This is a genomic window from Planctomycetaceae bacterium (assembly GCA_039680605.1).
In the GTDB taxonomy this organism is placed as follows: Bacteria; Planctomycetota; Phycisphaerae; order SM23-33; family SM23-33; genus JAJFUU01.
The window spans coordinates 125,944-139,277 of sequence record JBDKTA010000004.1; the positions used below are offsets into that span (position 1 = coordinate 125,944).

14 protein-coding genes are annotated in these 13,334 nt (G+C 66.3%); 10 read left to right on the top strand and 4 right to left on the bottom strand.

What is annotated here, in order from left to right:
* The first annotated feature begins 20 nt into the window (after positions 1–20).
* Together ABFD92_00820 and ABFD92_00825 are read left to right on the top strand one after the other, a co-directional pair.
* Positions 21–629, top strand: coding sequence for a hypothetical protein (locus ABFD92_00820; GenBank protein MEN6503054.1), 609 nt, complete (start codon positions 21–23; stop codon positions 627–629).
* Between the two features lie 70 nt (positions 630–699).
* A complete protein-coding gene (locus tag ABFD92_00825; GenBank protein MEN6503055.1) occupies positions 700–1,761 on the top strand; it encodes a uroporphyrinogen decarboxylase family protein in 1,062 nt (353 codons plus the stop codon).
* Positions 1,762–1,860: 99 nt separating this feature from the next.
* On the opposite strand, the gene rpsT is transcribed toward ABFD92_00825, so the two are convergent.
* The 4 genes from rpsT to miaA form a co-directional block, all read right to left on the bottom strand.
* The gene (gene rpsT, locus ABFD92_00830) at positions 1,861–2,130 is read right to left on the bottom strand and encodes a 30S ribosomal protein S20 (GenBank protein ID MEN6503056.1); all 270 of its coding nucleotides are present in this window, start codon (positions 2,128–2,130) and stop codon (positions 1,861–1,863) included.
* Between the two features lie 137 nt (positions 2,131–2,267).
* The gene (locus ABFD92_00835) at positions 2,268–3,650 is read right to left on the bottom strand and encodes a hypothetical protein (GenBank protein ID MEN6503057.1); all 1,383 of its coding nucleotides are present in this window, start codon (positions 3,648–3,650) and stop codon (positions 2,268–2,270) included.
* 21 nt (positions 3,651–3,671) lie between these two features.
* Positions 3,672–4,694, bottom strand: coding sequence for an rRNA adenine dimethyltransferase family protein (locus ABFD92_00840; protein MEN6503058.1), 1,023 nt, complete (start codon positions 4,692–4,694; stop codon positions 3,672–3,674).
* A gap of 80 nt (positions 4,695–4,774) precedes the next feature.
* The gene (gene miaA / locus ABFD92_00845) at positions 4,775–5,731 is read right to left on the bottom strand and encodes a tRNA (adenosine(37)-N6)-dimethylallyltransferase MiaA (protein ID MEN6503059.1); all 957 of its coding nucleotides are present in this window, start codon (positions 5,729–5,731) and stop codon (positions 4,775–4,777) included.
* Between the two features lie 138 nt (positions 5,732–5,869).
* Here miaA and ABFD92_00850 point away from each other — a divergent pair, with 138 nt between their 5' ends.
* Genes ABFD92_00850 through ABFD92_00885 form a run of 8 tightly spaced genes read left to right on the top strand, consistent with a single transcriptional unit; the run spans position 5,870 to position 13,328 of the window.
* Positions 5,870–6,499, top strand: a complete 630-nt coding sequence (locus ABFD92_00850) for a GYF domain-containing protein (protein MEN6503060.1) — start codon at positions 5,870–5,872, stop codon at positions 6,497–6,499.
* Positions 6,496–7,089, top strand: coding sequence for a hypothetical protein (locus ABFD92_00855; GenBank protein ID MEN6503061.1), 594 nt, complete (start codon positions 6,496–6,498; stop codon positions 7,087–7,089). Before ABFD92_00850 ends, ABFD92_00855 begins: the two co-directional genes overlap by 4 nt.
* A 2-nt stretch (positions 7,090–7,091) precedes the next feature.
* Positions 7,092–7,568, top strand: a complete 477-nt coding sequence (locus ABFD92_00860; protein ID MEN6503062.1) for a hypothetical protein — start codon at positions 7,092–7,094, stop codon at positions 7,566–7,568.
* A complete protein-coding gene (locus tag ABFD92_00865) occupies positions 7,565–7,858 on the top strand; it encodes a rhomboid family protein (GenBank protein MEN6503063.1) in 294 nt (97 codons plus the stop codon). Before ABFD92_00860 ends, ABFD92_00865 begins: the two co-directional genes overlap by 4 nt.
* Before the next feature lie 15 nt (positions 7,859–7,873).
* A complete protein-coding gene (locus ABFD92_00870; protein MEN6503064.1) occupies positions 7,874–9,718 on the top strand; it encodes a hypothetical protein in 1,845 nt (614 codons plus the stop codon).
* Complete coding sequence (locus ABFD92_00875) at positions 9,705–10,988, top strand: DUF4350 domain-containing protein (GenBank protein ID MEN6503065.1); 1,284 nt, start codon at positions 9,705–9,707, stop codon at positions 10,986–10,988. Before ABFD92_00870 ends, ABFD92_00875 begins: the two co-directional genes overlap by 14 nt.
* Positions 10,989–10,992: 4 nt before the next feature.
* Positions 10,993–11,958, top strand: a complete 966-nt coding sequence (locus ABFD92_00880) for a MoxR family ATPase (protein MEN6503066.1) — start codon at positions 10,993–10,995, stop codon at positions 11,956–11,958.
* The gene (locus tag ABFD92_00885) at positions 11,958–13,328 is read left to right on the top strand and encodes a DUF58 domain-containing protein (protein MEN6503067.1); all 1,371 of its coding nucleotides are present in this window, start codon (positions 11,958–11,960) and stop codon (positions 13,326–13,328) included. Before ABFD92_00880 ends, ABFD92_00885 begins: the two co-directional genes overlap by 1 nt.
* Positions 13,329–13,334: the final 6 nt, after the last annotated feature.

The window sequence follows — 13,334 nt, forward strand, 5'->3', positions numbered from 1 at the left end:
TTTTTCTATGTAATCCGCGCATGGTCATCGCCTCGCACATCATCATGACCGGGTACGGACACTGGTTACCCAACGACCCGCGCGGGAGTCTCTCAAGGGAACTGCGCGAAGTGAAGCTCGCTCCTCTGGGCGAAATTCATTTCGGTCGCAAAGCGATACAACCCACGCGCGAGCAGTTGCGGGCGTTCCACAAAGCTGCGAAAGAGCAACTGGAGCATCCGATCCTCTGGTTTGAGCAACCTCACCGCGCTGCCATCGCCCAAGCGATCGCGCAGGTTGTTCAGGAAGATCGCCTCACCTGCTACGCCTGCGCCATCCTCCCCAATCACGTCCATCTGCTCATCCGCCGCCACCGCCAGACGCCCCAAGTCACCCTGCATCGACTGCGAACACTTTCTCGAGAACTGCTGCGCACGCGAGAACTTTGTCCCCACGAGCACCCCATCTGGAGCGCCGACGCCTTCACCCTCTATAAGGACAGCATTCAGCAGATGCGGACGTGCATCGCCTATATTGATGGCAACCCTCCCAAACACCGGTTGCCCCCGCAGCGATGGGATTTCGCGGTGCCATATGACAACTGGCCTTTCCATAAGCTCAATTCCTCAGGCATCGCGGATGAAACCTGACAAAGGAATTTCCTTTTGTTTCGCCCCTCATTTCGGGCAAACTTTCACCTCCTGACAGAAGGAGCCTGCTATGTCGTTCAAAGACGGATGGGCGGCGGTGCATCTGGAGATGCCTCGACGCGTGCCGCGGACGGAATATTCGCTCGAAGGGCACTGGGAGTATCTCTCGGCGCTGACGGGCAAGACCATCACCATCGACTCGCCCGGCGAGGTCAAGTGGGCCGCGGCCCAGGAACTCTGGCGCAAGTGGAACTTCGACTTCTATTGGGGCACCATCATCGGCGGGCAGTACTTCGGCAAGTGGCAGACCGACATGGGCCACGCGGTCTACGCGGCCGGCGGTGTGGATTACCGCTCCATCGGCGGCTGTCCGTTCAAGACGCCCGAGGAGGCGTTGGCGCTGGACCCCGAGAGCATGTTCACCGCGCCCAACCACGCTGAGCTGGTCAAAAACTTCACTGATAGCTGGCAGAACACGCGCAAGAACCCGGCGATGGACGGCGTGCCCTCGACCGGCATCTACACCACGTGCATCTCCGGGCTGATCGCGATCTTCGGGTGGGACATGCTGCTGCTGGCGGCAGGGACCGACCCGCAGGCCTTTGGCGAGATGACCAATCGCTACTGCCGCTGGATGCAGCGGTGCTTCAACGCCCTGGCCGAGGCCGACGCGCCGGTTGTGATGATCCACGACGACATGGTCTGGACGGCCGGGGCGTTCATCCACCCCGACTGGTATCGCAAGTACGTCTTCCCCAACTTCAAGAAGTACTTCGCCCCGCTCAAAGACAGCGGCAAGAAGATCACCTTCACCGCCGACGGCAACTACACCGAGTTCATCGACGACCTGGTCGACGCCGGCGTGGACGGCTTTGTGCTCGAGCCCATGACCGACATGGCGTACATCGCCGAGAAGTACGGCCGCACGCATTACTTCATCGGCAACGCCGACACGCGGATCCTGCTGCACAACGACAAGAAAGCCATCCGCGCCGAAGTCGAGCGCTGCATGGCCATCGGCAAGAAATGCCCGGGCTTCTTCATGGCCGTGGGCAACCACATCCCCCCGAACACGCCGGTAGACGCGGTGATCTATTACAACGAGGTGTACGAGGAACTCGCCAAGCGGTAACCGCCTGGGTCCACAGCGCGTGTCGCAGGCACTCCAAAAAAAACCTCGATCCTCGGGGCGAGCCGAGGATCGAGGATCTGCTATTGCGGAATTCGTTTTTTACTTCTTGGCGGCCGCGGCGACTTGCTTGGCCAGACGGCTCTTGCGTCGGGCGGCGGTATTTTTGTGGATGGTGCCCTTGGCGGCGATTTTGTCGAGGCGCTTGTAGACGACCTTGAGGTCAGCGGCGGCCTGGTCGGCCTTGCCCGCGTCGATCGAGGCTTCGAGCTGGCGGACGGAGTCCTTGATCTGGTTCTTGCGCCAGCGGTTGCGCATGTTCTGCTTGACGTTCTGTCGGATGCGTTTCTTTGATGAGGGTCTGTTGGCCACGTCATACTCCCGGGCCCGCAGGCCCGCACGTTTCAGTTAACCGTTCGAAGATCGGGGATTATACAGCACCGGTCGCCGGACACAAGCAAAAATACGCTTCTTCCTGCGACCTCGGCGTCCTCAGCGGCTCCAATCGTTTATTCCGTTCCGAGTTTCTTTCGCACGTTGTCGAGGCGCTGGCGCACGTCGCGGTAGTTGTAGTCGAGCTGGGCTACCTGCGAGAACTGGTCTTCCGCTTCCTTGAAGCTGCCCATGTCGACCAGAACGTTTCCGAGGTTGAACCGCAGTTCCTTGCTCTTGTCTTCGCTGACGTCGCCTTCCAGAGCCTTGGCGTAGGTCTCGGCGGCTTCTCGGAGCATGCCTTTGCGGTGGAACGCCTGGCCGAGTTGGCTCAGGGCTCCCAGGCGGCGGCGCGGGTTGCGCTGGGCCTGCTGGAAGGACCCGATGGCCTCGTCGTAGCGCCCGGCGAGGAACTGGCGTCGGCCCAGTTCGAACTTGATGTCCAGATCGGTGGGATAGTTGGTGGCGCGCTCGGCGTATTCCTCGAGTTCGAAGGCCAGTTGGCGTTTGAGCTGGGCGGCGGCGCCTTCCTTGTCGCCCTTGGCCATCAGTTCGCGCCAGCGGCGGGTCATCTGCTTGATGCGCACCTCGCCGATGCGCAGCTTGAACTGGTAGGCGCCGATCTGGTGGTGGGCCTGCGTGAGGATGTCGACGGCCTGGTTCTCATGTTCTTCGTCTTCGATCTTCAGCAGCGCGTCGACGACGGCATTGACCTTGCCCGGCACGGTGGGCGCCTGGTGGTACTCGGTCTTGGCCCGCTCGATCTGCTGGAGCAGGAACGCGCGGTCCTTGACCATCGAGTCGTCCTGCGCCAGGCGCGTCTGCTCGGCCATATCGGCCACGGTATCGGTGAATTTGTGTCCGTCTTCCACGAACTTGCCTTGCCGGATGGCAAACTCGCCGGCGGTGTCCGAGAGCAGCTTGGCGATCTCGCCGTCGGCAGGATCGATCCGCTTGGCGTGGTCCAGTGCCTGCAGGGCCGTACCGTAATCGCCCAGTTCCTTCAGGGCCTTGCCCAGTTGTATCAGCGTGCGCTTGCTGGGCTTGTCAACCTGGCGCATCGCCACGAGCATGATGTTGCACATCCAGCGCACCACGTCGTTGAGCGACATCGCCTGCGCGGCCTTGAGCACCTGCTCCATGTAGACCATCGAGCCGGGGTCTTTGCCCAGCAGCCACTCGGCGTTGATGAGCGTCTCGAGCGGGTCCTTCACCGGACGGTGCTTGAGCTGGTCCATCATGCCCGCGGCCTTGCCGCCGGCGGCCTTGCGCTTCACCGCCGTCAGGCGCAGCGGCTCATGCCCGCGTTCGACGTTGGCCGGTTCGCGCCGGATGCCTTCGAGGTACATCTCCAGGGCGAAGTCCCAGTTGCCGGTTTCGGCGACCTGGTCGGCGCGGTCAAAAAACGCCTTGCCCTTGATCGTCGGCCGCGGAGTATTGTTTTGTGGTGTGCTGCTCATGTTCGGGAGGTACCCTGAATATTACGTCGCAGGAGGCCCCGACGCAAGGGCATTCGCCATCGCCAGCACCTGTTGCGGCGAGAGGTCCTGCGGACGGTCCGCCGCCCGGGCGCCGGCCGCTTCGAGCGCAGCGAGATTCATCCCGCTCTTGCGCAGGATGGTCCCGATCTGTTTTCGGCGATGGCCAAAAAGCGTCGAGAGCAAATCCTGCAGCAGGTCCAGGTTGGCGACTGCGGCGCCCCCCGCGGCGTCAACGTCGATCCGCATCATGCGGCTGTACACGTTCGGCGCCGGCCAAAATGCCGTCGGCGGCAGGACCGGCCCCAGCATGCATCGCCCCAGCAGCGCCACGAGGATGCTGACGGGCCCATACTCGCTGGAACCGACGGCGGCCGTGAACCGCTCGGCCACCTCCCGCTGCACGGTAAACGTCAACCGCTCGAACACCGTAGCATGGGCATCTTGCCCATGAGTCGCATGGGCGTCTCGCCCATGCTCCCCCTCTTGTGGCATGGGCGTCTCGCCCATGCTCCCGGTGGCATGGTCGCCCCGCCCATGCTCCCCGTCGTCCCCATCCTTCAAGACCAGCGGTGAGACGCCCGTGCTACGGCGCATCGCGTGCCAAGACTCGATCAGGCACTGCGCCACCAGCGGCGTGGCAATGTTGTACGGCAGATTGGCCACCAGGTGCGCTGCGCCGCCGAGGCGTTGCATGATCGCGGGATTGATCTGGTGCTTGCCCGACAGGGCGTCGGCATGCAGCAGCGTGACGTTGCCCAACCGCGCCAGGCGCGGCCAGAGCATCCGGTAAAGTCCGGCGTCGATTTCGACGGCCACGACGGCCGCGGCGCGGGCGGCGAGTTCTTCGGTCAGCGCGCCGGTTCCGGGCCCCACCTCGAGCACGGTCGCTCCGGGCGGCACGTCGGCCAGTTCCAGCAGGAGGCGCATGAGGTTCTGATCGATCAGGAAGTTCTGACCGAACTTGCGATTGGGCGCCAGTCCCGCCTCGTCGAGCATCGCCCGGATTTCCGTGAGCGTTTGCATGGCGATGAATCTTAACCGCTACTTGCGCGGCGCGAAGGTGCGTTTATCGAGAACCGCGTTGGCATATCGTTCTCTGCCATCTAATCCGAAATCTGAAATCCGTTATCCGCAATCACCAACACCCGCTCGGCCAGATGCTCGGGCGTTTCGTCGGGTGCGGCGTCGAGCCATTGGACGGCGGCCCAGCGGCGGTGCCAGGTTCGCTGTTTCTTGGCCAGGCGGCGGGTGTTGATCTTGATCTGTTCGGCCGCCTCTTCGAGGGTGCAGCGCCCTTGGAGGTGCTCGATCATTTCGGCGTATCCGACGGCCTGGGCGGCTTGCATGCTCAGGCCGGGCGGTTCGGCGAGCAACGCGGCGACCTCGTCGCGCAGGCCCGCTTCGATCATGAGTTTTGCCCGCAGGTTGATCCGGCGGGCCTGGTCGGCCTTGTCGCGCCGCAGACCGATGAACGTGCAGTCGTACCGCCCCGCCGCGCCGGGGGCGTCCCACTGTTCCTGATGGGCGCTGATGGGCTTGCCCGTCACGCGAAAAACTTCCAGCGCCCGCACGATGCGACGCTGGTCGTTGGGATGAATGCGCCGCGCCGCCTCCGGGTCCGCCGCCGCCAGCTCGGCGTGCAAGGCCGCCAACCCCTCTGCCGAGGCGCGGGCCAGCAGTTGCTCCCGCACCGCCGCGTCGGCCGAAGCGCCCTCGAAAAGCCCCTCCGACAGGGCCTTGATATACAGGCTCGTGCCGCCTACGGCGAGAATCGGCCGGTCCGCGGCGGCGATCTGCGCCACGGCCGCATCGGCATGAGCGAGGTACTGCGCGACCGAGAAGCCCTCGCTGGGTTCGACCAGGTCGATGCAGTGGTGCGGGATCTCCGCCCGCACGGCGGCCGAAGGTTTGGCCGTACCGATATCCATGCGGCGGTAGACTTTCATCGAGTCGACGCTGATGATGTGCGCCCCCGTCCGGCGCGCGAGCTGGCGCCCCAGCGATCCCTTGCCGCTGGCGGTGCAGCCAAGAATAAACGTAATCCTCGGTCGGGGCATCATGCTACTGTACTCCAAGCCGGCGGCTTTGGGCTATCCCGGTTTCACGACATTGGCTGCCGCGCCCATTGACAGCCGCCCCACGTTGCTCTACGTTTGTGGGCTGCTATCCTCTCTGGGCCTGTGTGAAAGGAATTACGGGTGGACTGGTACTACGCTAACGGCGGCGTGCAGAGCGGGCCTGTGTCGCAGGAGACCTTTCAGTCGCTGGTCGACAACGGCACCATTACCGTCAACACGCTGGTATGGCGCCAGGGCATGGCCAACTGGCAGACGTGGAGCGCCCTGCAGGCGTCCGAATCGGCTGCCCAGTCGTCGGCAGAACCGCCGCGCCAGCAGCTTTGCAGCCGGTGCGGGCTGTACTGCTCGAGCGACGACATGATCCAGTACCAGGGGCGGTGGATCTGCGCCACGTGCAAACCGGCGTTTATTCAGCAGGTGCAGGAAGGCGCCCCCGTGGCGCCGCCGGTACAGGGTCCCTGGGCGATGGGCGAGCGCAACAGCGGGTACGCCGTCGCCTCGCTGGTGCTGGGGATTCTGGCGATCCCGACGTGCCTCTGCTACGGTCTGCCCGGAGTCATCTGCGGGATCCTGGCGGTGGTCTTCTCGAGCATGGCCCAGCGCCAGATCGAGGCTGGCGGCGTTTCGGCCTCGTCGGCGGGCCTGGCCAAAGCGGGCAAGATCTGCGGTTGGATCGGCCTGGGTCTGAGTTTGGTGGCCGTGATCGGGATCGTCATCGCCTTTGTGGTTGCCGCGGCAAGCCATCCATGAGCCTGGGATCACACATCGCTCCCGAGAGCGTCGTTCGCTGCGGCAAGTGCTACTCGCCGCTGCCGGCGGAGGCGTGCAATCGCTCCGACGCCACCCGCTGCCCATCCTGCGGCACGGCGCAGATGGCATGGGTGTTCCCTGCCGCGCAGCGCCCGCACGAGGCCGGCCGCAGCGGACGCACACTGCTGGGCGAGGACCAGGCAAGTTGTTTCTATCATCCCAATAAGCAGGCGTCGGTTCCCTGTGACCGGTGCGGGCGGTTCCTGTGCGACCTCTGCGACGTGCGGGTGGGGCAGCATCATTACTGCCCGCAGTGCCTGGACCAGCCGGCCCAGGGCATGGTGGACCTGCAGAACTCGCGGGTGCTCTACGACAAGATCTGCCTGAGCGTGGCGATCCTCCCGCTGGCGCTGGGGGTGTTTCCTTCGCTGCTGGGCGCTCCTGCCGCGGTGGTGCTATGCTTCATCTTCTGGCGGCGCCCGCCGAGCATGCTCGGCGGCAGCGGCGCGCGGCGCCTTCTGGCGCTGGTGCTGGGGGCCGTGCAGATCTTCTGCTGGACCTGGTACTTCTACGTTCTCGCGGGGTCATGACCATGGAAAAAGGCTACAGACGCGCGCCGGGGTCCGCCCGCATGGGGCGCAGCCGACTGCTGCAGGGCGACGACCACCTGCTGTCGGTGACATGCGCGTTGTATTGGCCTTTTGTCGAAGAATACCGGCGTTTCTTCTTCAAAGACATCCGCGCCGTCACGGTCCACCAGACCTCCATGGGCACGTGGCGCAGCGTCGTCTTTGCGGTTCTGGCCCTGGTGCTGCTGCCTTGGCCCTTCGTCGCCAACGACCGCTGGGCGCGGCTGATCCTGGTGATTCCGCCGGCCCTGTTCATGCTGGCGCTGGCATACAATATCGCTGCCGGGGCGACGTGTTGCTGCAGGGTCCACACCGCCGTACAATCGAGGGTGTTGGGCGCGCTGGGGCGAATGCGCCAGGCGCGCACGTTTCTTCGCACGATGGGGCCGCTGATCCAGAGCCATCAGCAGGCCGCCTCGCCGGGGCTGACAACGCCATGACTGTCTTGACTCATCAGCGCTGCTTCCACCACGCCTCGCGCGAGGCGGCGGCGCGCTGCCCGCAGTGCCGGCGGTTTTTCTGCCGCGAGTGCGTGACCGAACACGACGGGCGCGTGATCTGCGCCGCCTGCCTGGCGGCCATGATGAACCCGCCGCGGCGGGGCAGCGGGCTGTTGGCCGGGGCGGCTGCAACGCTGCTGGCGATGATGAGCCTGCTGATCGCATGGATGTTCTTTCACTACCTGGGCGCCGTCCTGCAGAGGCTGCCCGACACGTTCCACGGCGGCTGAAGCGGCGGTTTGTGCATGAGTATCGCATCGCATAGCGCGTCTTCGCGGGCGGCGGTTTCGCCGCAGAAGCGCCGCGCGCGATCGGCCCCCACGGCGCTGCAGATGGTCGAAGAGTCCATCCACCTGCTGCGAGTGGCCTCGCCGGCGACGCTGGGGCGGTACTACGCCGGAGCCCTGCCCTTCATCGCGGCGCTGCTGTATTTCTGGTCGGACATGCTCTACGCCAACAGCGCCGCCCAGCGATGCACCCCCATGGCCCTGGGGCTGGCGCTGCTGTACCTGTGGATGAAACTCTGGCAGGGGGCGTTCTGCCGGCGCCTGATGGTCGCGGTGCATAACGGCGGGCAATCGCCAGCCGCACCGCAAGGGGCGCCCGCGGCGTTCAACTTCCGCGCCGCTGCCCGGACGGCGGTTCTCCACGCGATCGTTCAACCGCTGCAGTTGCTCCTGCCCGCCATCCCGCTGATGATGATCGCCGGCGAGAACAACGTTACGGCCGCATTCGTCATGCTGGTGGTGCTGCCGTGGTCGGTCGCGGCCTGGGGGCTGCTGGCGTGGCTGTACGCGTACTGCCAGAACCTGCTGGCGCTGGCGGGGGCGGGGCAGTCAGCCGCGGCGGTGCTGCGCCAGGCGTGGCGGGCGGTATTTTTCAGCTTCTCAACGCACGCCGCGACGCTGCTGATCCTGTCGCTGATGACATGCGTGGTCTTCATCAACGTCTGCATCACCCTGGCGATGTTGCCGTACCTGCTGCGGATGCTCACCGGATGGGAGACATCGCTGACGCTCAGCGTCGGGTCGCTGCTGAACACGACGTTCTTCGCCATCGCCGCGGCACTGACGTTCCTGTGCGTCGATCCGCTCGTCAAAGCTCTGTACGTGCTGCGGTGCTTTTACGGCCAGGCGCGATTCACCGGGCAGGACCTGCTGGCCCAGGTTCGCCGCCAGGCCCTGCGCCGCCGCAGCGCCGCGCTGGTGGTGGTCGCGGTGGTTTTTACGATCGGGCTGGCCGCCGGCCCAAGCATGGGCGAGACCCCCATGCCACACAACGGGACCGCCTCGCGGGCCGATCAGCTCGATCAGAGCATCGACAAGACCCTCCAGCGCAGCGAATACGACTGGCGCAGCCCCAATGAAAACAAAGCCGACAAGAGCGATGCGGCCTCGTTCTTCGACTGGTTGACCCGGAAGACCGATGGGTTCTTCCAGGTTGTGCGCAAGTTGTGGGAGGATTTTCGCCAGTGGCTGCGCGAGCTTGGGCAGGACCCGCCATCGCGTGAGGGCAGGCATTCGCCCGCCCGCCAAAGCGAGGACAATAGCGGGGGCGGTGGCGGCGGGATGGACCTCAGCGGCGGCGAAGCGGCTCTCAAGCTGCTGCTCTACGGGGCCATCGGCGTGGTCGCCGTGGCCGTTATCGTTCTGGCCGTCAAGTTGATCCGGGCGCGGCGGAAGAAAGATGATGACGACGCCGAAGCGCCCGCCGCCGCCAGCGAGGCGGCCCCGGACGTGGCCGACGAGACCGTCACCGCCGACGCCCTCAGCGAAGACGGGTGGATGTCGATGGCCGCCGAGCTGCTGGCCCGCGGAGAACTGCGCCTGGCGCTGCGGGCGATGTACCTGGCCAGCCTCAAGCAGCTCGCCCAGCGCGGGCTGATCCGAATTCAAAAGTTCAAGAGCAACCAGGACTATCGCCGCGAATTGCAGCGCCGCGAGCACGTGGCCGGCGAACTGCTGGGCGCCTTCGGCGAAAACGTCGACCTCTTCGAGTACACCTGGTACGGCCTCCACGACGTCAGCGAGACCATGCTGGGCACCTTCACCGCCAACCAGGAAAGGATGCGCTCGCATGTCGAAGCTTGATCGCGTCCTGCGCGTGGCGGTGCTGCTGGGAGCCGTGGGGTTCGCCGCGGCCATGCTCGACCTGCTCCTGGGGCGCCTCGGTCGCGGCGACGTGTACCCGCCCTACTCCTCCTACCGCGCCGACCCGATGGGCACCAAGGCGCTCTACGACAGCCTCGCGAGCCTGCCGGGCCTGTCGGTCGAACGCAACCTCGACGCCCTGGAGCGGTTCTCCGGCGGCCAAGGCCAGATGATGATCCTCGCCGGCGAGGCCGGCAACCGGTTCGACCGCTGGCAGGACGCCGCCGCCGTCGAAAGGCTCGAACGTTTTGTCAACGCCGGCGGGCGGCTGGTGATTGCCCTGGTGCATCACCGCGACGCGTGGTCGGACTTCGATTGGGACCACCGCCCCACCTCGCGCCCCGCTCGCAGCAAGAGCCGCCCCGCCTCCGACAAAAGCACAACCGCCCCCGCCGAGCCCAAGGACGACGAACCGTCAGACGTCGAGCTGGGCCCGCGATGGGGATTCGCCGTCGGCGTCGCCACCGCCCCGCAAGCGGAACTGCGCGGCCGCAAGGACACGCGGCACGGCGTGGCTAGCCGAGAGGCCCGCCGCATCGCCGCGCTGGGCACCGAAGAGAGCGTGAGCTGGTTGGGCGGGCTGCACCTGGAGCCCAAGGACCCGCTCTGGAAGGTGATTTATCGCACCGATGCCGGCGCGGCGATCATCGAGCGTCCCATGGGTCGCGGCTGGCTGGTGCTGTGCAGCGACAGTTTTTTTCTCAGCAACGAGGGCTTGCGCCACCGCCGCAATCCGCGGCTGCTGGCGTGGCTGATCGGCGCCTCGGCGCGGTCGGTGATTTTCGACGAGACGCACCTGGGGATCCAGTCGGACCTGACGGTGATGGCGTTGATGCGCCGTCACAATCTCCAGACCGCCCTGGCGGCGCTGGCGGTGGTGGCGGGGCTTTATCTGTGGCGGAGCCTGTCGCACCTGGGCCCGGTGACGCGCCCCGAGGGCGCCATCGACACCGGGGCCGTCGCCGGCCGCGACTCCATCAGCGCCCTGGTGAGCCTGTTGCGCCGCGCCATCGGTCGGCGCGACCTGTTGACGATGTGCGTTCGCGAATGGTCGCGCCCGACCAAGGCCGCCTCAACGGTCTCGGCGGGCGAGGCGTCCGACGCCCGGGCGGCGCAGTTGCGCGCCGCGGCGGCGGCAGCCGGCGCCGACGATCGCACACTCGTCAACGCCTACAAAACTATGTGCCGGATTCTGGCAGAGAGGAAGTGACTTTATGGACGTGTCCGTGAAAGAGTTGCTGGACGTACTGGCCGCCGCCCGCGCCGAGGTGGGCAAGGTCATCATCGGGCAGCAGCAGGTGATCGACCACGCGCTGATCGTAATCTTCAGCGGCAACCACGCGCTGGTCGAGGGCGTACCGGGCGTGGCCAAGACGCTGCTGGTGCGGTGCCTGGCGCGCGTGCTCGGCTGCGAGTTCGGACGCATCCAGTTCACGCCCGACCTGATGCCCACCGACATCACCGGCACCAACGTCTTCGACTTCCAGAATCACCAGTTCACGCTGGTCAAGGGGCCGGTCTTCACCAGCTTTCTGCTGGCCGACGAGATCAACCGCGCCCCGGCCAAGACGCAGGCCGCCCTGCTGCAGGCCATGCAGGAGCGCCGCGTCACCATCGACCGCCAGACGCACGAACTGGGCGACAACTTCACCGTCTTCGCCACGCAGAACCCCATCGAGTACGAAGGCACCTACCCGCTGCCCGAGGCCCAGAAAGACCGCTTCATGCTCAAGATCATGATGGACTGCCCCGCACGGGCGGAGGAACTGGCTTTGGCGCGGCGGATGCTCGGGCCCGACTCGCCCGAGACAGTTCTGGACGCCGGCGGCGTGGCGGCCGTCATCCAGGGCAGCCACCTGAAGGCGTTTCGCCGCTGCCTGCAGACCATCACCGTCAAGGACGACCTGCTGGCGTACGTCGTCGACGTCGTGCGCGGGACGCGCGAGCACGAGAGCGTGCTGGTGGGCGCCGGCCCGCGCGGAACGCAGGCGCTGCTGGCAGCCGCCCGCGCCCGCGCGGCCATCGTCGGGCGCGACTTCGTCACCCCCGATGACGTGCGGGACATGGCCGGCCCTGCCCTGCAGCACCGCCTGATCCTGCGCCCCGAGTACGAGATCGAAGGGCTGACCGTCGAGGAAGTGATCTCGCGGATTCTTCAAGGACTCACGGTACCGCGCTGATGGCCCCGCAGAACCGACTGATCTGGCTGGTCGCATTGACCGCCGTCCCGCTGACGGTGGCGGCGGCGCTGTCGCCGGCGATGGCGACGGCGGTGATCGTCATCGTGGCGATCGTGATGGTGATCGCCGCCGGCGACGCCGCCGCGGGGATCGGCATCTTTGCCGGCCTGACCGTCAGCGCCCCGCGCGGCGCGCGCCTGACGCGCGACGCCGAGGGCAAGATTGAGCTGGCGGTGATCGACCGGCGCGGGCGGGCCCTGCGCCTGCGGGCGGTCCTGGCGCTGCCGCCGGAGATCTCGTGCCCGCAGGCCGACATCGCGTTCAGACTCAAGCCCCAGCCCGCAGGCCCCAGCAGCGCCTACGCCGTCTGGGACTGCCGCCCTGCCCGGCGCGGGCGGTTCATCCTCGAGACCTGCTGGGTCGAGACGCCCTCGCCGCTGGGCCTGTGGGCGATGCGCAAGGCTTTGCCCGTCCGCGTCGAGGTCAGCGTGTACCCCAACCTGGGCGCCGAGCGCCGCAGCGTGGCGGCCCTTTTCCTCAACCGCGGCGGCTACGGCATTCACGCCCAGCGCCAGATCGGCCAGGGACGCGACTTCGAGAAACTCCGCGCGTACATTCCCGGCGACAGCTACGCCGACATTCACTGGAAGGCCACCGCCAAGCGCGGGCGCCCCGTCACCAAGATCTACCAGATCGAGCGCACACAGGAAGTGTACGTGCTGATCGACTCGTCGCGCCTCAGCGGGCGGGCCATCGCGGTGCCCGGGGTTCCGCGGGGCGACGGCCTGGAGGACCTGGGCGGCACGACGAACATGCTCGAGCGGTTCGTGACGGCCTCGCTGGTGCTGGCGATGGCCGCCCAGCGCCAGGGCGACCTGCTGGGCCTGCTGACGTTCACGACGCAGGTGGACCGCTTCCTGAGCGCCCGGGGCGGTCGCGGGCATTTCCGCGCCTGTCGCGACACGCTGCTGAATGTCCAGCCCAGCGCCGTGACGCCGGATTTCGGCGAGCTGTTCTCGTTTGTCCGCACCCGCCTGCGCCGCCGGGCGCTGCTGATCATCCTGACCAACCTCGACGACCCGATCATCGCCGAGCAGTTCGCCCATCACGTGCAGGTCGTTTCCCGCCAGCACCTGGTGCTGGTCAGCTCGCTGAAGAACCCCGACGTGGCGCCGCTGTTCGAGCGCGAAGCCGCCAGCGTCGAGGAGATCTACGCCGGCCTGGGCGGGCACCTGCAGTGGCGGCGCCTGCGCGAGCTGGAGTGGACGCTGCGCCGCCGCGGGATCAACTTCCACCAGCTCAACAACGAAACCCTCAGCGCCCAACTGATCTCGCAATACGTCGCCGTCAAGCAGAGGCAGCTCCTGTGATTATCG

What these genes read in the sequence shown, in the direction of transcription:
- ABFD92_00820 (MEN6503054.1), top strand. Translation starts at nt 21, where the DNA reads ATGGTCATCGCCTCGCACATCATCATGACCGGGTACGGACACTGGTTA.
- ABFD92_00825 (MEN6503055.1), top strand. Translation starts at nt 700, where the DNA reads ATGTCGTTCAAAGACGGATGGGCGGCGGTGCATCTGGAGATGCCTCGA.
- ABFD92_00835 (MEN6503057.1), bottom strand. Translation starts at nt 3,650, where the DNA reads ATGAGCAGCACACCACAAAACAATACTCCGCGGCCGACGATCAAGGGC.
- ABFD92_00840 (MEN6503058.1), bottom strand. Translation starts at nt 4,694, where the DNA reads ATGCAAACGCTCACGGAAATCCGGGCGATGCTCGACGAGGCGGGACTG.
- miaA (MEN6503059.1), bottom strand. Translation starts at nt 5,731, where the DNA reads ATGATGCCCCGACCGAGGATTACGTTTATTCTTGGCTGCACCGCCAGC.
- ABFD92_00855 (MEN6503061.1), top strand. Translation starts at nt 6,496, where the DNA reads ATGAGCCTGGGATCACACATCGCTCCCGAGAGCGTCGTTCGCTGCGGC.
- ABFD92_00860 (MEN6503062.1), top strand. Translation starts at nt 7,092, where the DNA reads ATGGAAAAAGGCTACAGACGCGCGCCGGGGTCCGCCCGCATGGGGCGC.
- ABFD92_00865 (MEN6503063.1), top strand. Translation starts at nt 7,565, where the DNA reads ATGACTGTCTTGACTCATCAGCGCTGCTTCCACCACGCCTCGCGCGAG.
- ABFD92_00870 (MEN6503064.1), top strand. Translation starts at nt 7,874, where the DNA reads ATGAGTATCGCATCGCATAGCGCGTCTTCGCGGGCGGCGGTTTCGCCG.
- ABFD92_00875 (MEN6503065.1), top strand. Translation starts at nt 9,705, where the DNA reads ATGTCGAAGCTTGATCGCGTCCTGCGCGTGGCGGTGCTGCTGGGAGCC.
- ABFD92_00880 (MEN6503066.1), top strand. Translation starts at nt 10,993, where the DNA reads ATGGACGTGTCCGTGAAAGAGTTGCTGGACGTACTGGCCGCCGCCCGC.
- ABFD92_00885 (MEN6503067.1), top strand. Translation starts at nt 11,958, where the DNA reads ATGGCCCCGCAGAACCGACTGATCTGGCTGGTCGCATTGACCGCCGTC.